The organism is Franconibacter daqui, from assembly GCF_014644275.1.
In the GTDB taxonomy this organism is placed as follows: Bacteria; Pseudomonadota; Gammaproteobacteria; order Enterobacterales; family Enterobacteriaceae; genus Franconibacter; species Franconibacter pulveris.
Genome location: NZ_BMKJ01000001.1, coordinates 1,382,456 through 1,400,157, shown reverse-complemented (window position 1 = coordinate 1,400,157; position 17,702 = coordinate 1,382,456). Strand labels below are relative to the sequence as shown.

12 protein-coding genes are annotated in these 17,702 nt (G+C 55.2%); 7 read left to right on the top strand and 5 right to left on the bottom strand.

Annotation, left to right across the window (positions count from 1 at the left end; all coding sequences use genetic code 11):
- Positions 1-18 precede the first annotated feature (18 nt).
- The 4 genes from IEX01_RS06665 to hprR all read right to left on the bottom strand — a co-directional run bounded on the left by IEX01_RS06665 (position 19) and on the right by hprR (position 3,959).
- Positions 19-1,023, bottom strand: a complete 1,005-nt coding sequence (locus IEX01_RS06665) for an alpha/beta fold hydrolase (protein WP_188723502.1) — start codon at positions 1,021-1,023, stop codon at positions 19-21.
- 103 nt (positions 1,024-1,126) lie between these two features.
- On the bottom strand, positions 1,127-1,708 hold the full coding sequence (locus IEX01_RS06660; protein WP_024555624.1) for a flavin reductase family protein: 582 nt from the start codon (positions 1,706-1,708) through the stop codon (positions 1,127-1,129).
- Between the two features lie 204 nt (positions 1,709-1,912).
- Positions 1,913-3,286, bottom strand: a complete 1,374-nt coding sequence (locus IEX01_RS06655; protein ID WP_048888467.1) for a heavy metal sensor histidine kinase — start codon at positions 3,284-3,286, stop codon at positions 1,913-1,915.
- A gap of 1 nt (position 3,287) precedes the next feature.
- On the bottom strand, positions 3,288-3,959 hold the full coding sequence (hprR, locus tag IEX01_RS06650) for a response regulator transcription factor HprR (protein ID WP_188723501.1): 672 nt from the start codon (positions 3,957-3,959) through the stop codon (positions 3,288-3,290).
- 135 nt (positions 3,960-4,094) lie between these two features.
- Between hprR and uraH the strand changes: the two genes are divergently transcribed.
- The 5 genes from uraH (at position 4,095) to IEX01_RS06625 (ending at position 12,743) form a co-directional block, all read left to right on the top strand.
- Complete coding sequence (gene uraH, locus IEX01_RS06645; RefSeq protein ID WP_024555621.1) at positions 4,095-4,511, top strand: hydroxyisourate hydrolase; 417 nt, start codon at positions 4,095-4,097, stop codon at positions 4,509-4,511.
- Between the two features lie 327 nt (positions 4,512-4,838).
- On the top strand, positions 4,839-6,623 hold the full coding sequence (gene treZ / locus IEX01_RS06640) for a malto-oligosyltrehalose trehalohydrolase (RefSeq protein WP_188723500.1): 1,785 nt from the start codon (positions 4,839-4,841) through the stop codon (positions 6,621-6,623).
- Complete coding sequence (treY, locus tag IEX01_RS06635; protein WP_188723499.1) at positions 6,620-9,151, top strand: malto-oligosyltrehalose synthase; 2,532 nt, start codon at positions 6,620-6,622, stop codon at positions 9,149-9,151. The genes treZ and treY overlap by 4 nt, the downstream gene beginning before the upstream one ends.
- Before the next feature lie 72 nt (positions 9,152-9,223).
- A complete protein-coding gene (gene glgX, locus IEX01_RS06630) occupies positions 9,224-11,299 on the top strand; it encodes a glycogen debranching protein GlgX (RefSeq protein ID WP_188723498.1) in 2,076 nt (691 codons plus the stop codon).
- A 406-nt stretch (positions 11,300-11,705) separates the two neighbouring features.
- Positions 11,706-12,743, top strand: a complete 1,038-nt coding sequence (locus tag IEX01_RS06625) for a TIGR04086 family membrane protein (RefSeq protein WP_024560215.1) — start codon at positions 11,706-11,708, stop codon at positions 12,741-12,743.
- Between the two features lie 44 nt (positions 12,744-12,787).
- Here the strand turns inward: IEX01_RS06625 and IEX01_RS06620 are convergent, their stop codons facing one another.
- Positions 12,788-14,386 (bottom strand): SgrR family transcriptional regulator, encoded by a 1,599-nt coding sequence (locus tag IEX01_RS06620; protein ID WP_229701833.1) that lies wholly within the window; start codon positions 14,384-14,386, stop codon positions 12,788-12,790.
- A gap of 635 nt (positions 14,387-15,021) precedes the next feature.
- Here IEX01_RS06620 and IEX01_RS06615 point away from each other — a divergent pair.
- Positions 15,022-15,933, top strand: coding sequence for a GGDEF domain-containing protein (locus IEX01_RS06615; protein WP_160170547.1), 912 nt, complete (start codon positions 15,022-15,024; stop codon positions 15,931-15,933).
- 194 nt (positions 15,934-16,127) lie between these two features.
- Entirely contained in the window at positions 16,128-17,618 is a 1,491-nt protein-coding gene (locus IEX01_RS06610; RefSeq protein ID WP_188723496.1) for an EAL domain-containing protein, read from the top strand.
- Positions 17,619-17,702 lie beyond the last annotated feature (84 nt).

The following is a 17,702-nucleotide window of genomic DNA, read 5'->3' as shown; positions in this document are numbered from 1 at the left end:
GGCCATCCGGCCCCTTTGTTATTTCAGCGCGCGTAATCCTTCAAGCAACGCGTTATGGAACCGCACCGGGTCCTGAATTTGCGGCGCGTGGCCCATATCGTCAAACTCCACCAGCGTGGCGTGCGGAATGCGCTTCGCCGTCTCTTTGCCTAACACCGCGTAATTGCCCAGCGTTTTCTGCACGTCGGGCGGCGCAGCGTCTTTGCCGATGGCGGTATTGTCTTTTGTGCCGATGAGCAATAGTGTCGGCATCGTCAGGTTGCCAAACTCATACACCACCGGCTGGGTGTAGATCATGTCGTAGAGCAGCGCGGAGTTCCACGCCACCTGCTTTTTCCCGTCGCCGTTGTTCAGCCCGGCGAGCATGGTGACCCAGCGCTCATATTCCGGTTTCCACTGCCCGGCATAATAGGTTTTTTGCTCATAGTTGCGGATGCTCTGGGCGCTGGTTTTCAGCTCTCGCTGATACCACTGGTCAACGCTCAGATAAGGCACGCCTTTGCTTTTCCAGTCCTCAAGACCAATTGGGTTGACCATCACCAGCTGTTCAACCTGGTCCGGATAAAGCAGGGCGTAGCGGGTGGCGAGCATGCCGCCGGTGGAGTGGCCAATCAGCGTGATCTTATCAACGCCGAGCTTTTCGATTAGCGCATGCGTATTGGCGGCAAGCTGCTGAAAGCTGTACTGATAATGTTGCGGCTTGGTGGATTTGCAAAAACCTATCTGATCCGGCGCAATCACGCGGTAACCCGCGCTGCTCAGCGCCCGGATGGTCTCTTCCCAGGTGCCGGCGCAGAAGTTTTTGCCATGCATCAGCACCACCGTGCGGCCGTTGGCTTTTGCTGGCCGGACATCAATATAGGCCATCTCCAGCGGCTGGTTCTGCGAGGTAAAGGTAAAACGCGCCGCGGGCCATGCATAATCAAAACCTTCCAGCTGCGGGCCATAGTTGGGTTCGGCGGCGAGCGAAGAAAACGAGAGCGCCAGCAGCGAGGCGGCGCAGGTCAGACAGCGTACAGACATAACGGTCTCCTGAGGTGAAAGCAGTCAACGTCAAACTGTAGAGCAGCGCGCCGGGCATGGAGGTAAAAGCGTGTAAAGCGGGCAGGTTTGCCCGCAGAAAGTTTCAGGAATCGATATTCAGATTCAGCGATTCGCCGGTGGCGTAAAACTGTCCGCCTGCAACGTAATGCAGGCTGCGCAACGACGCGGGCGCCTGCTCAAACCGCCAGTGGCCGTCCTGAAAGACACGGCTGTCAGCCCAGGCGGCGGTCACTTCGCCGATAAACAGATCGTACTGCTGCTGGTTGTGCGGTTCAGGGATAAGCCGACACGCCAGCCACGCGGCGCAGCCCGTCACCAGCGGCGCGTCGACGTCGGGCAGAGAGAAAAGCTCAACGCCCGCACGCTGAAGCTTATCCGGCTCTTGCGCCAGCGTATGCGTGCCAAGATAGTGGGTGAGCGCAATCTGGGCCGCTGTCGGCACCTGAATCACAAACACGCCGCTCTGTTCGATGAGCGACCGCGTTTTCGCGATTTTATCGATTACGACCGTCAGCTTCGGCGGCTGAAAATCGAGCCCGCAGACCCAGGCGGCGGACATCACGTTCTCAACGCCGTTCGCGCGGGCGGAAACCAGCGCCGTCGGCCCGTGGTTAATTAAGCGGTACGCCTTTTCTAAAGGCACGCGGGTGACATACTCGTTCATCCTTATCCTCATCGTCTGACCTGAACCCGCTTATCATGGCGTGAAAGGCGCCGCCGGGGAATGGCAAGAAGAGCTTTCGCGCTCCTGAGCCACGCGCCAGCGGCATCTCCGACAGGGTAGAAATGCATCCTCAAGCGCTTCGTTACGTTGTCACTAAACAGGGGCGCTGTTACGCACGGTTATGCATCGAAAACGGCGAGCTGCTCATGGCTCGCCGGAAAAAGGCGCTGGCAGAGAGACAGTAAAGACGTTCCAGCCCTGCCGGTGATGAAACGCGATTTCCCCGCCGTGGAGTGTGACAATAGCCTGCGAGATGGCGAGACCCAGCCCGGCGCCTGGCGTCTGGCGCGCGTTATCGGCCCGCCAGAAGCGGCGGAACAGCTGTTCCGGTTCGGTTATCGGCTCGCCGGGGTTCGCCACGCTGAGCGTCGCCGTTGCATCCGTACTGCGGGCCGTAATGCTGATTTGCCCATCTTCCGCCGTGTGGCGCAGCGCATTGGTCAGCAAATTGGTTAAGGTTCGCTGGAGCAGCAGCCGGTCGGCGCAGAGTTCACCCTGCGCATCAATCTCAACGCGGATGTTCTTCTCCTCGGCCAGCGGCTCCAGGAAATCAACCGTGGACTGTATAAAGGTCTGCGCGTCGAGCCGCTGTTTATCCAGCACCACGTTGCGGTGGTCGGCCCGGGAGAGAAACAGGATGTTTTCAATAAGCCGGGTCATGCGCTCCAGCTCTTCGATATTGCCCGCCAGCAGCGCCTCATACTCCTGAGCGCTGCGCGGACGCTGGAGCATCACCTGGTTTTGTCCCAGCAGAATATTGACCGGCGTGCGCAGTTCGTGGGCGAGGTCGTCGGCAAACTGCGTAAGCCGGGTGAAATCCTCCGCCAGCCGCTGGCGCATAATGTTCAGCGAGCGCCCGAGGGGCAGTAATTCCACGGGCAGGGTATCCAGCGGCAGCGGTTCCAGCGCCTGGCTATGGGTTTGCGCGGTCTGCCGGCTGAGTTTTTTTATCGCCCCGAGGCTTTTACGAATCAGCAGCGGGCTGATTATCACCGCCAGTACGATCGCCGTCAGGCTGATAAAGAGGCTTTTACGCCGGTACGCTTCCAGAACCTGCTCGCGTTCGGCGGCGACGCGCGCCACCATAATGATGACCGGACCCTGCGCGTCGCGCCCGGTCAGCGCCATGCCTGTCGCCGTCACGCCTTGCGGTGTTTGCCATGCGTGAAGCAGCGCATCCGACAGCGCGGCGCTGGTTGCCGAGGGGGCTATTGGCGGCACGCGAACATTCGCCTGGTTGACATCCACGATGACGCTGCCGTCCGGGCGGCTGATGCGCAGAATATCCTGACGCGTGTCCATCATCCGGTTGAAATAGAGCGGCAACGAGCGCGGCTCCGCGCCATCAAGCAGCAGCTGGCGCAGCTGGGCGCCGCGGTTGAGCAGCGTCTGGTTATCGCGCCAGATCAGTTCCCCGGAAAGGGCGCGGTAGAGCGAAACGCTGACCAGCGCGCTGCAAAGCGCAACCAGCAGCGTGAAGGCGAGGGTGAGACGCAGCGTGAGCGAAGGGCGGCGCATATCAGGCGTCTCCCGTGTTCAGGCGATAGCCCATGCCGCGCACCGTTTCCACAAGCTTAAGGGGAAACGGATCGTCAATTTTTCTGCGCAGGCGGCGGATAGCGACATCAACCACGTTGGTCTCGCTGTCGAAGTTGATGCCCCAGACTTCGCTGGCAATCAGCGTGCGCGGGAGGATCTCCCCGGCGCGGCTGGCCAGAAACCAGAGCAGCGAAAACTCCTGCGGGGTCAGGGCTATCTCCTCGCCGCCGCGCTTGACCTGGTGGCGCACCGCGTCCAGCTGGAGATCCGCGACCTGCAGCAGGTTCGATGCGCTGTTATGGCGGCGCAGCTGCGCGCGAACGCGCGCCAGCAGCTCGGCAAAAGAGAAGGGTTTTATCAGGTAGTCATCCGCGCCAAGCTCCAGGCCTTTGACCCTGTCGCTTACCGCGTCGCGGGCGGTAAGGCAGAGCACCGGCGTCGCTTTGGCGGTGCGCAGCATTCTCAACACCTGCCAGCCGTCCAGGCCCGGCAACATAATATCAAGCACGATCAGCGCATACTCCTGCTCCAGCGCCAGGTGCAGGCCATCCCGGCCATCCGCGACGGCGTCCACCACCAGCCCCGCCTCCCGCAGGCCTTTCACCAGCCAGGCCTGCGTCTTTTCATTATCTTCAATCAGTAAAATTTTCATTCGGCGATTTTGACAGAATTACAGGCCAGGGTGACAGCGCAAACTGGCAACATGACAACATTGTAATCTGCCGGTCAGCTTTTTTACGCCTGCGTTGGGCGAGGATAGCGTTCATTAACCCAGAAGGAGAATACGATGAACATGAAAACCCTGACGGCGATGAGCGCCGCCCTGATCCTGACCGGCGCTTCGCAGGTTTATGCCGCCGAACCCGCCAACCTGCTGAGCGTCCACGTGCTGAATGAACAGACGGGGAAACCTGCCGCAGGCGTGGGCGTTACCCTTGAGCAAAAAACAGAGGGGAAATGGGTGCAGCTCAACCACGCCACGACGGATAACCAGGGACGAATCAAGGCGCTGTGGCCCAACAAGCCGGCGGCGAGCGGCGATTTCCGCGTCGTGTTTGAAACCGGCGCCTGGTTTGCTTCTCATCAGCAGCAAAGCTTCTTCCCGGAGATCCCGGTGATGTTCCACATCGATAACCCGCAGGAGCACTACCATATTCCGCTGCTGCTGAGCCAGTACGGCTATTCTACCTATCGCGGCAGTTAAGCTATTCCCGGCAACCGGCCCTGAAGGGCGGGGCCGGTTGCCGGAGTTCGCCTCGCTTAACCTTCCCGCGTCTCGCTGCTTTCTTTGCGCGCCCCGCCAATCCTGCATCCATGGTCTATGATTGATGTTCGTATGCTGCCTGGATCCGGACAGTCGGGCACCGCTTCAACACCACTTCTCCAGGGAACCGCTTCCTTACAGGCAACCCAGGGGGCGACGCCCCGTTACGGCATCCGGATCGCACTACACGTTTACGCTACTGGAGCTCGGCATCCCGCACCCGCAGATGTCGTGCATTGCTCACTTTTGGGTTAAACGAGGCACTGAATGGAGTCCAGATCATTCCTTAAGAGTTGGGGGGCCGACTACGAGGCCGACGGTGTTGTGCGCTTTCGTCTGTGGGCGCCAGGCCAGGAGCGCGTGACGCTCAGGCTCGCCGGTACCGACCACATCATGCGCAAAAGCGAAGAGGGCTGGTTCGAGGCGCGGGTGACCGACGTTGAACCGGGCACGGAATACCATTATGTGCTGGCCGACGGCATGGCGGTGCCAGACCCCGCTTCCCGGGCGCAGAAGGCGGACGTCAACGGGCCTTCGCTGGTCATCGACCCGGCCCGTTACGAATGGCAACACCGCCAGTGGAAAGGACGCCCGTGGGAAGAGACGGTCGTCTATGAAATGCATATCGGCACCTTTACCCCAGAGGGAACGTTTAAGGCCGCGATGGCGAAATTGCCTTATCTGGCGGAGCTTGGGATAACCATGATTGAAGTGCTGCCGGTTTCCCAGTTCGGCGGCGAACGCGGATGGGGATATGACGGCGTCTTGCTCTACGCGCCGCATTCCGCCTACGGCACGCCTGATGATTTTAAAGCGTTTGTCGATGCCGCCCACGGCTACGGGCTTTCCGTGGTGCTGGATATTGTGCTTAACCACTTCGGCCCGGAAGGAAACTACCTGCCGCTGCTGGCGCCGCAGTTTTTCCATGAGGAGCGGATGACCCCATGGGGCCCCGGCATCGCCTATGACGTGGACGCCGCGCGTCGCTATATCGCCGAGGCACCGCTTTACTGGCTGAAAGAGTACTACCTGGACGGCCTGCGCTTCGACGCCATCGACCAGATTGAAGACACGTCGGAAAAGCATGTGCTGATTGAGATTGCCGAACGCATCCGCGCGGCCGCCCCCAATCGTTACATTCACCTGACCACCGAAGACAGCCGCAACGTAACCTTCCTGCATCCGCGTGAAGAAAATGGCGCGGTGCCGCTCTTTACCGGCGAATGGAACGACGATTTCCACAATGCTATTCACGTGCTCGCCACCGGCGAGACGCAGGCCTACTACCAGGACTTCGCCGAAGAGCCGGAAAAGCTGGTGGCCCGCATTCTGACTGAAGGGTTTGCCTATCAGGGCGAAGTCTCTCCGCAGACGGGAAAAAAGCGCGGCGTGAAGAGCGCTGGACAGCCGCCGGTCGCCTTTGTCGACTTTATTCAGAACCACGACCAGACGGGCAACCGCGCGCAGGGAGAGCGACTGATTTCTCTCGCCGGTCCTGACCGCACCCGCGTGCTGCTGGCCACGCTGCTGTTCTCGCCGCATATCCCGCTGCTCTTTATGGGTGAGGAGTATGGCGAGACGAACCCGTTCCTCTTCTTTACCGATTTTCACGGCGAGCTCGCTAAAGCGGTGCGGGAAGGCCGCGCGAAAGAGTTTGAGGGCCACGGCGATTTTGAAGACGAAAGCGTGCCGGACCCGAACGCGCAGAGCACCTTTATGGCCTCGAAGCTCGACTGGCAGAAGCCGAACGGGGAAGGGAAAGCCTGGCTCGATTTCACCCGCCAGCTGCTGGTGTTGCGTCATCAGCATATTGTACCGCTGCTGGTCAGGGCGGGCGGTCATTCCGGCACGGTGCTGAAAACGGCGAAAGGCTTTGTGGCGGTTAGCTGGACCTTCCCGTCAGGCACGCTCTCGCTGGCCATGAATATCGGCGAACAGTCGCAGCCGCTGCCCGAGATGCCTGGAGAGACGATTTTCGCCTGGCAGGCCGCGGGCAGCGAACTGCCGCCAAACGCGATTATTGTCCGCCTTGCTTCGGGAGACGCCGCATGATCCCAACTTCTACCTATCGTATTCAGTTTCGCAACGGCATGACGTTCGACCGCGCCGCAGCGCTTGTTCCGTATATTAAACGGCTCGGCATCAGCCATCTTTATGCTTCGCCGATTTTTACCGCCACCGCCGGCTCCACGCACGGCTATGACGTAACCGACGCCAATGAAATCGACCCCGCCATCGGCGGCCGCGAAGGGTTTGATCGGATGGTCAACGCGCTGAAGGCGGTGGGGCTGGGGCTGATTCTCGACATCGTGCCGAACCATATGGCCGCCTCGCTTGAAAACCCGTGGTGGCGCGACGTTATTGAAAACGGGCAGCAAAGCCGCTACGCCCGTTATTTTGACATTGACTGGACGCGGCGTCTGACGCTGCCGTTCCTTGGCGACACGTTTGAGGCGGTGCTGGAAAACGGCGAGATCAGCATTAAGCCCGACCCGCAAACCGGCAAACCCGCCTTCGCCTACTATGAAAGCTACTATCCGCTCACGCCCACCAGCTGGCAGGGGCGCGAAGAGACCGTGCTGAAGATGACGGATAAAGCGCAGCTTGCGGCGCTGCATGACCAACAGCCTTACCGGCTGATGTCCTGGCGCGACGCGCCGCGCGAGCTTTCCTACCGTCGCTTTTTTGAAATCACCGGGCTTGCCGGGGTGCGCGTTGAAGATAAAGCGGTGTTTGACGATTCGCATCGGCTGATTCTTGAGCTGGTGCGCTCCGGCGCGGTGGACGGGCTGCGGGTGGATCATGTGGATGGTCTGGCCGATCCGAAAGGTTATCTGGAGCTGCTGCGCCAGGAGGCGGGACCCGACTGCTACATCACGGTTGAGAAGATCTTAGGGGAGGGTGAACAGATCCCGTCCGACTGGCCTGTCTCCGGCACCACCGGCTATGAGTTTATCGCCGCGCTCTCCGACGTGCTGGTGGATGGCGATAAGCTTGGCGACCTGCGCAAGGCTTATGAAGAGGTGGTGGGCAAGCCGGTGAATATGAAAGCGGAGCTGCGCGATGCGAAGCTGCTGATGGCGGACCGCAATTTCGAAGGGGAATTCACCACGCTGCTGAAGCTTGCGCTCGCTATCGGACAAACCGAGAGCGTCCCGCTGGAGGAGCAAGCGGTACGCGCGGCGCTGCGCGAATTGCTGGTGGCCTTCCCGGTCTACCGCACTTACGGCACGGTGAATGGCCTGCCGGCAGAAGGGCATGCGCTGTTGCAGAAAGTGGTCAACAAGGTGAAGGCGAGCGAGAACGCGCCGCAGCCCGCCGCACTCGATTTCATTACCCGTATTTTCAAAGGCGAGGTGGCTGAAGCGGCGGTGAACAGCGCCGCCACGTTCCGCACCCGCTTCCAGCAGTTGACCGGCCCGCTGATGGCCAAATCGGTTGAAGATACGCTCTTCTTTCGCCAGAACATGGAGCTGGCGCTGAATGAAGTGGGCGCCGAGCCGCTGCCGCGCACCTTCTCCGTTGAGCGTTTCCATCGGGAGATGACAGCGCGGCTGACGCATCAGCCCGATGCGCTTTCCGGCACCTCGACCCACGACACTAAACGCGGCGAGGACGCGCGAGCGCGGCTCTATACGTTAACCGAAGCGCCGGAGCGCTGGGCAGACTGCGTCGCCCGCTGGCGGCAGATGAATCAAACCAAAGTGGTCTTCCTGAATGACGGCACGGCGCCGAAAGGGGTGGATACCTGGATGCTCTACCAGGCGCTGGCGGGCGTCTGGCCCGCGACGCTTGCGCCTGGCGACGAGGCGGGGTTGAAAGCGCTTGAAGAGCGGTTCCTGCAGTTTGTCGAAAAGGCGCTGCGGGAGGCAAAGCTGCGCACCGACTGGGTGGACAGCAATGACGCCTATGAAAACGTGGTGCTGGATTACGCCCGCCATCTGTTGTCGCCAGCGAACCAGGAATTTTTGCAGGATTTCTCCCGCTCGCTGCAACCGTTCATTAATGCCGGGCTGGTTAACAGCCTGACCCAGACGATGATCAAGCTGACTGCGCCCGGCGTGCCGGATATCTACCAGGGCAGCGAAGGGCTCAATTTCAGCCTGGTCGACCCCGATAACCGGCGCGAGCCCGATTTCGCCGCGCTGACGCACTGGCTCGATGAAGAAGCCAGCGCCTCCTGGCTTAGCGAAGAGGCCTGGCTTAGCGGCGAGCTGAAACAACATGTCATCGCCAGAGCGCTGCGCTTACGGCAACAGAAACCCGCGCTGTTTCGTCGCGGCGACTATCTGCCGCTTTCAGCGACGGGCAATCGCGCGGAAAACGTTATCGCTTTTGCGCGCGCCAGGGAGAGTGACGCGCTGATTGTCATCGCGCCGCGCCTGGTGCTGGGCGTGCTGGAAGGCCGCCTTGCCGCGCCGCATGCGGAGCTGTGGGCGGATACCGAAATCGCCTTGCCCGCTACGCTCGCGAACCGCCGTTATCACGACATCCTCAGTGGAAAAGAGGTGGTTGTAACTGACCGGATAGATGTGCAAACCCTCAACGGTTACGCTTCTGCCATACTTATAACTGTCTAACTTTGTTGCTTTTAAAGATGTCATGTATCGCTGCTGTATATGAAAGCTCTGCACATCCATGGAGAAGAATGCATGTCACACGGTAAGCCTTTTGAAATAACGTCAGGGTATAGCCATCGTCTCGGCGCCAATTACGACGGCGAAGGGGTTAACTTCGCGCTTTTTTCAGCGCACGCGGAGCGCGTTGAGCTCTGCCTGTACGCGCCGGACGGTAAAACTGAAATTGCCCGTCTTGAGCTTCCGGAATATACCCACGAGGTGTGGCACGGCTATGTGCCGGGGCTGAAGCCCGGCGCGCTTTACGGCTATCGCGTTCACGGTCCTTTCGATCCGGAGAATGGTCATCGCTTTAACCCTAATAAACTGCTTATCGACCCATACGCACGCGAGCTGGTTGGCGATATCGAATGGAATGAAGCCCATTTCGCCTATGATTTGCTGCATGAAGATAAGGACTTAACCTTTGACACCCGCGACAGCGCGCCCTATACGCCGAAGTGCCGGGTTATTGACCCGGAGGCATTTGACTGGCAGGACGACAACCGCCCCTCCATTCACTGGCCGAACTCAGTCGTGTACGAGACCCATGTGAAAGGCTTCACGCAGCTTAACCCGGCAATTCCGCCTGAACTGCGCGGCACGTTTGAAGGAATGGGGCACAAGGCGTCCGTTGATTACATTAAAAGCCTTGGCATTACCTCCGTAGAACTGCTGCCGGTACACTGGTTCCCGGACGATCAGCATCTGCTTGATAAGGGACTGAAAAACTTCTGGGGTTATAACTCGCTCGGCTTTTTCGCGCCGGCTTCACGCTATTACGGCCCGCGGGGCATTCAGGGGTTTCGCGACATGGTGCGCGCTTTCCATGATGCCGGTATCGAGGTGATCCTGGATGTGGTTTATAACCACACGGCGGAAGGCAACGAGCTTGGCCCGACGCTGTCGTTCAAGGGGATCGATAACTTCTCTTATTATCGCACCATGCCCGACATGCACCGTTATTACATTAATGACACCGGCACCGGCAACACCGTCAACACCTCGCATCCGCGAGTGCTGCAAATGGTGATGGATTCGCTGCGCTACTGGACCGAGTCGATGCATATCGACGGCTTCCGCTTTGACCTTGGCACCATCCTGGGCCGCGAGCCGGAAGGCTTTGACCAGCGCGGCGGCTTTTTCGACGCCATCACCCAGGACCCGGTACTTTCACGCGTGAAGCTGATAGGCGAGCCCTGGGATATCGGTCCGGGCGGCTATCAGGTGGGCGGCTTCCCGCCAGGCTGGGCGGAGTGGAACGATAAATACCGCGACACGGTGCGCGAATACTGGAAGGGGGACAATGTCTCTTCCGAATTTGCCGCACGTCTGCTGGGTTCCGGCGACCTCTACGACCAGCGCGGTCGCCGCCCATGGGCAAGCGTCAACTTTATTACCGCGCATGACGGCTTCACGCTTAACGATCTGGTCTCTTATAACGAGAAACACAACGACGATAACGGCGAGGACAATAACGACGGTCATAACAATAACCGCTCCTACAATTATGGCGCCGAAGGTCCAACGGAGGATGAAGGCATCAATGCGGTGCGCGAACGGCAAAAACGTAATTTCCTCGCCACGCTGTTCTTCTCACATGGCACGCCGATGCTGCTGGCGGGCGATGAATTCGGCCGCAGCCAGATGGGTAACAATAACGGTTATTGCCAGGACAGCGAGATTTCCTGGGTTCACTGGGAAAACCTGCCGGAGAGCGCCGAAACGCTGCGCGAATTTACCCGCCAGGTTATCAAGCTGCGTGCCGAGCAGCCGCTATTGCGGCGTGAAAACTGGCGCGATGGCATGGTCATCGAATGGTTCAACGCAGGCGGCGGCTATCAGCAGGCGGAGCAGTGGGATGAAGGCTCGACGCTCGGCGTTTATATCGGTCGGCCCGATCTGCAAAAAGAGGAGGGCATCTGGCACGATGTGCTGATGCTGATAAACCCGTATGAAGGCACCGTGCCGTTTCGCATTCCTCAGTTGGGCGAGGGCGGCTGGGTGCTGGAGTTCAGCACCTCAGATAATGCGAAACGCGGCATCGTCATTAATAAAGAGAAAGATTTTGAGCTTGAAGGCCGCAGCCTGGCGCTATTCAGAAGGCCATAAGTAAACGATAAAAACAGGGTGCCAGATAATGCTGAGACAGGTTATCTGGCTTTTTTTCGCCTGCTTTATCCGTAGCAAGGAAATAATAAAGCGCGTCAGGATAATATTTGCAGGCCACAACCACAAATTTATCATTATTTTTAAACGCAGAAACAGAAACGCATTCATGAAACTGGATTTCAGTCTTTTTATCTTAAAAAAACGGCTTTAAATACAATAAGTAAAATTGCAGAAAACCATCCCTTTAAAAAAACAAAGCCAGCAGGTCATTTTCCCCGAATAATACGAAGCGCGGGCCATGTCTCGCTTATCATTTTATTCCTACTACTATTGAATAGGGTTGCTCTTCTTTAATAAACGAATCGCGAACGTTTTTTAACCGTACGTGAAGAAGTGGAGAGTCATTATGTTCGATAAACACACACATTCAGCCAGAGAACCAGACGGCGAATATCGGGTGGATAATTACGGCGTTCCGTTAAAGCGAATTTCCTGGAGCGCGGTTTTTGCCGGCGTGATCGTTTCCATCGTTATTTACCTGTTACTTGCTATCCTGGGTACGGCAGTGGGCACTACCACCATCGATCCGATGGAGGAACAGAATCCCGTAGAGGGCATTGGCATGGGTGCGGCGATATGGGGCGGGGTAAGCATGCTTATTTCTATCGCCGTCGGCGGCTATGTGAGCGGCAGACTGGCGCAGCGTGAAGGCGCGTTGCATGGGCTTTTAATGTTTGGCGTAAATACGCTGATTTTTACCTGGCTGTTAGTGACCATCGCCAGCAGCGCCGTGACCGGCACCATGAACGTGCTTGGCACTGGATTACAGGCAGTCAGCAGCGGGGCGAAAGCGCTCGCGCCGCAGGCGGTTGAAATGGCGAGAGATAAGCTCGCTGAAAACAATATCAACCTGGACAACCTGCAAAACGAACTTGAAACCACGCTAAGGCAAACCGGTAAGCCGGAGCTGCAGCCGGAAGCCTTACAAAACCAGGCGCAGGGGGAAGTAAACAACGCGCAGAACCAGGCGGCGGGCGCGGCTCAACCGCAACAACAAGCGCCAGGCGCTGGCAACACCGATCTGGCGAATTTCTTTAAAGGCCTCGTGGAAAGGAATCAGGCGACATTCCAGGCTGCCGATCGCGAAGCGCTGAAAAATATCATTCAGGCGCGCACGGGTAAAACGGATGCCGAAGCGGAACAAATCGTGAATCAGACCGAGCAAAATTATCAGGCTGCTCGCGCGAAATATGAAGAGCTGAAACAGCAAGCCGAACAGAAAAGCCGTGAAATGGGCGAGAAAGCCGCCGCCGCCACAGCCAAAGCGGCGTGGTTTGCTTTCTTTATGATGATTGTCGAAGCGGTGCTGGCAGGCGTGATGGGCATGGTTGGCCGTCGCACTCAACCGCGGCCGGTCACCAGTGAGCAACGTCCGGGCAGATAAGGCGCAGTGAATGGCTACGCCGGGCTGCACGCCCGGCGTAGCGATCAGCAGCGGGTGGTGTCAATCCACAGAGAGGTATAGTCAGGCATACACTGCGGGCCGCATTTGACTCCCTGAACGGAATCAGGGTAGCGCAGGGTAAAATTTTTCAGATACAGCGGCGTGATTATCTCATGACGAATAGCATGCCTTAATAACCTGATAAGCAGGGCGCGATGATGGGAGACGTCGCCCATCGCCGAACGTTGCAGCATCGCCCCGATGAGGCGCTGCGTTTTTACAGGCCAGAACGCTTTCACCATTCTGCTGTGCCGCCAGCGCTCTTCAACCGTGAAGACGGCCGCACGGCGGCTGCTAAGATAGCCCAGCGCTATATCCATATGTTCCCAGTTCTTTCCGGGAGCGTGCCAGTGCCCATTGTAGATGGGCGTCAGCGCCAGGCGGCAACCCCTACGGCTCAGGTTTCTGGCGAGCGCATCGGCAAACTTGTCCGTATCCGGCGTGCTTAAATAAGCCATCGAAAGAGAAGGCGGCAGAGGGGCCGGGCTAAAGCTGCTGGCAGAGGGCAGGGTAAGCCAATCTGGAACAGGCAGGATATCCGCTTCTGCTTCGATAGTGGATTGCGCGATGCTTCTGGCGATATGCAACACCAGCGCCCGCTGCGGCGGCGTCAGCGCAGCGCGCTTAAGCTGGTTGAATGTCATAAAGGAAAAGATATCGGCGGATGAGAGTGTATTAACTGGCTCAGCCCGCAGCTTAGAACGCGGCGTTTCCATATTAATGAGCCCCCAGTCGTCGGCTCTGCGCAGCTGTGTTTCTACCGTAACGGTGGCGGCCAGCGGTTTCTCACCGTACCAGAAAGCGAAACGCGCCAGCTTTACGCACTCGTCAGTATGCTCAATGACTCTGAATGGCCCCAGACCTACGGTTGGCTCTTCAGGATGCGCCAGCGAACAGGCCGGGTGAGCAAGGCGATGCAATAGCATTTCATCCGGTTGGGTTAAGTGAAAGACAATGAGTTGATCGTTGGCCGTTATACGTTCGACATAGGGGAGCAGCGGCGTTCCCGCCAGACGTTGTAACTGGCTTAGCAGCTGTGCAGCGCTTACGCTTTGCTCGTTATGCCAGACCAGCCCCTGACGAATATAGAATCGCCAGCTCAGGCCATCGTCGGATTTTATATTGTGGTGAGCTAAAGCAGGGACAGGATCGGTACAGCCATGCGGAAAACGCATTACGCCGACATGCACCATACGCATCAGATGACGCCTGTAGTGCACGGCAAAAAACGCCGGAACAATTGCCGGGATCGGGCGAGGGGAGGAAAGCGTAAAATGATAACCTTCGGGCGCAGCGGAAAAAACCACGCCTTCACTGGCGCTGGTATGAGGAGAAGAAAAACGCGGATGGAGTTTTTCTTTGAGCCCATTGTCATCCAGCATGCACTGGATCTGGCTTATTTTTCCCCTGCCTGGCAATGATGACCAGTTGATCCAGCCTCGTTGCTTCATCTCTTTTAACAGTGTGCGCGTGTACCGTGGCGTACAGGCAAGCACCTCTGCGACGTCCTGGAGTAAAACATCGCATCGCCTGTTCTGATATTGCTTCAGTAATCTTTCATATTGCCTGGCTAAACGCGACATTTTTGCGTTAAGCGAAACGGAAGGGTATTGCCCGGTCACATAAACACCCCGTTAGGTTTTCGTTAAGATTTTACTTAGCGCGGTTAATTAATTGACTTCAAAAGAGTATAGCCTCCAGACAAATTAACACAATCACAGATTAATAAGGCGGGCCTTTCTGGGTATATATTTTCGAAATATTTACACCTTCGATAATCAAATAGCAGCACTGTTAACATGCATTAAACATAATTATAAAAACCAAACATCATAACAACATTTAAGACTGGATTTATCTGTAAAAATAGAGTTTAACTCTATCTAAATTAAACAAACCAGATGATAAAACCGGATATCTCTGTTCAGTTAGCGCTAATGCAAGATATCTGCTTTAATAAATTCATATTTCCATAAACAATTCAATGAGTTACCAATTAAAAATATATTATGGGTTTTATTGGCAAAACAGGATCCAGCCTTTACAATTGGCCTTCTTCAAAAATGGTTCAAAAAATACACAGGCGAAACAGTTAAAAGGAGGCAATAAGTCGCACGACTAAAAAGCCGTTTAAATGTTTCATTCATCGATTCGCTCCTGTGACAGTGTCAGGGCAGCTTTTGTCTGCTTATAATTGTGCATGACTGATGTAAATTATATGAGACCACAAAAAGAGATTTTTATTCCTTATATTTTGCTAATTATTTCATCGCTTTCTTTACTGTGCGTTTTTTATTTGAACGCCACCGAGTATGCAAGAATCAAAGATCTCCTGAGAACCTCTATCTTGCAACATCGGGAGCTCGAAAGAGAAATATCCAGCAGCATGCTTCTGCTCTGTGCGGAAGAGGCGAGTAAGCGCACTGAAGATCGGCAAATGGGCCCAACGCAGCCGCACGTTCGTCGCCAGATCTCCTGCCGTCATATGCAGGATGAATATGCACGAATATTTAAAGCCAAACACGTCAATGAAGTTAAAGTGCATGAGATAGAGGAAAGCCTGCAAGCGTTGCATGGCATCAACCTGGTGTTTTTGCTACTTTTACCGGTGACCTTCGCAGTCTGGCGCACCGTGGTCTATATCCGGCTGGTGCGCGAACGCAAAAAGCTCTATATCGATTCGCTCACCGGAGTTTATAACCGTCGGTACCTGGAACGGACGGTCATGGAATATGAGCCTGACTATCTGGTCATGCTGGATTTGGACGATTTTAAGCAGATAAATGATACCCATGGTCACCTGGTAGGCGACGCGATTCTTATCTCGTTTACCGAGCAGTTGCGCAAGTCTTTACGGGAGACGGATATCATTATCCGATTTGGTGGCGATGAGTTTATCGTCCTGCTTTATTGCATTGAGTTTAACGATGCCAGAACGCTGGTGGAGCGGCTCCGTTATATTTCACGGCACTCGATTGTCGCTAAAAATGATCAGCGGATCGCGTTGCCGACTTTCTCCGTGGGGCTGGCGAAGTATGAAGTTTCTGTTGAGAATACCATCCAACGCGCCGATGCAAGTTTATATAAGGTAAAACAAGCGGGCAAAAATGGTTTTAGCGCCGCAAACTGACCTCATTGAAAATACGTACCAGACCTGTGCTGCCAGCAACGGCAGCACAGGCGCGTCAGAGGGAAAGTCATCAATTTGCAGTAAAGTAGAAATCAATCGTTGAAGATTACCGATTAGCGTACCCATCCTTTATGAGTGGTTTAAGAATGAACTTACATAATAAGTTTAAACTAAATACGCCTACGCTATTTAGAATGTTAGTTGCTACAACCATTCTGGTTTTGATTGCTAACTATACCATAATAAAATTCCAGGCCAGAGAGCAGATTGCTTACACAAAACAAATCCTCAGACATTCAGAATCTGTATCTACTCAGATTCATGAATCGCTCAACAGGGTGGTAGAAGCTAACATCAATAACTGTAACGATAGCAACATCAACAGGTTAAGAGAGATCCTCCTCGATTATCAGGACGTCATTGATGTTGGCATTACGCATAAAGGTAAGGTTATTTGCACGGCGGGATGGGGGCTTTTTGACAAAAGCAGAGGCTATGTGAAAGAGGAGTATTCGACTTCTGACGGCTATATCTTTGACGGTTCAGACAACAATTTTCATAATAAAAAAATCCATGTAGATGCCACAATCTATAAAACCGCCATTGCTTTTACCTCTCCGTTTGCCTTTAAGAAAATAAAAGAGATGTATCCACAATTTGATGTGGTTATCTCAACTCATAAAGGATGGCATGATTTTTTAATCTTGCCCGGAACGCATCATGGCGGCGCAGGTTTCGCTGTTAATAATGCGGTGCATGCAAAAATTTGCAGCAAAACCTTCGATCTCTGCGTATTAACCCGTAATGGGATGGTAGGGTTCTTATCACTGGATCCGTTGCATCAGGCGCTTGTCGTTTTGATTTGTCTCTTACTTGGCGTATTTTTATCGTGGTTTGCTTATTTCTACCTCAACTCCAGAAAAAGCTTCGAATATCGTTTAAAGAAAGCTGTCCAGGACGAACAACTCTATCTGGAGTATCAACCTGTCGTCAGGATGAACGATGAGAAAATCGTCGGTGTTGAAACGCTCATCCGCTGGCAGGATAAGCTGTACGGCAAAGTCTCACCGGAGCTTTTTATCGATGTGGCGGAAAAAATAGGGGTATACGGACAAATTTCTGAGTTTGTTATTAAGCGGCTCACTGAAGAATTGTCGCATTATCTCACACGTAACAGTAGCTTTACCGTCTCTATCAATATCGGTGGCTACGAGATAGAGCATTGTAATTACATAAATTATCTGTATGAGCAGTGTATTCAATACCGGATCAAGCCGTCGCAGATAAAAATTGAAATTACGGAACGAAGCACATTACCGCATGACGTTATTGCGGATTTTTCGCGGCGCGCCAGAGCGAAAGGGTTTTGCGTATCGATAGATGATTTCGGAACAGGGACAGCCAACCTTATCTGGTTAACCGAGATTGATTTTGACGAGATTAAAATTGATAAGTTTTATGTGAAAGGCTTGCAGGAGGAGTACAAGCGCAACATCCTGACATGCATTTCGGGCCTGGTCATCGGCATTGGCGCGCAAATTGTCTTTGAAGGCGTGGAAGATATTGTTGAACTCAATTATCTGAAAGGCCATAACGAGAACGCTTATGCTCAGGGATGGTTTTTTTACAAGTCCATGAACATTGATGAGCTTTGTCAGAAATTGAATGCGGCATCGCACGATTGACCGACGTCGGTGCTGGAGAGAGCCAGGGCGTTAACGGCGGCACTTACAGAAGCGGCACGATGGTTCTTTCGAACCGCGGGTAAA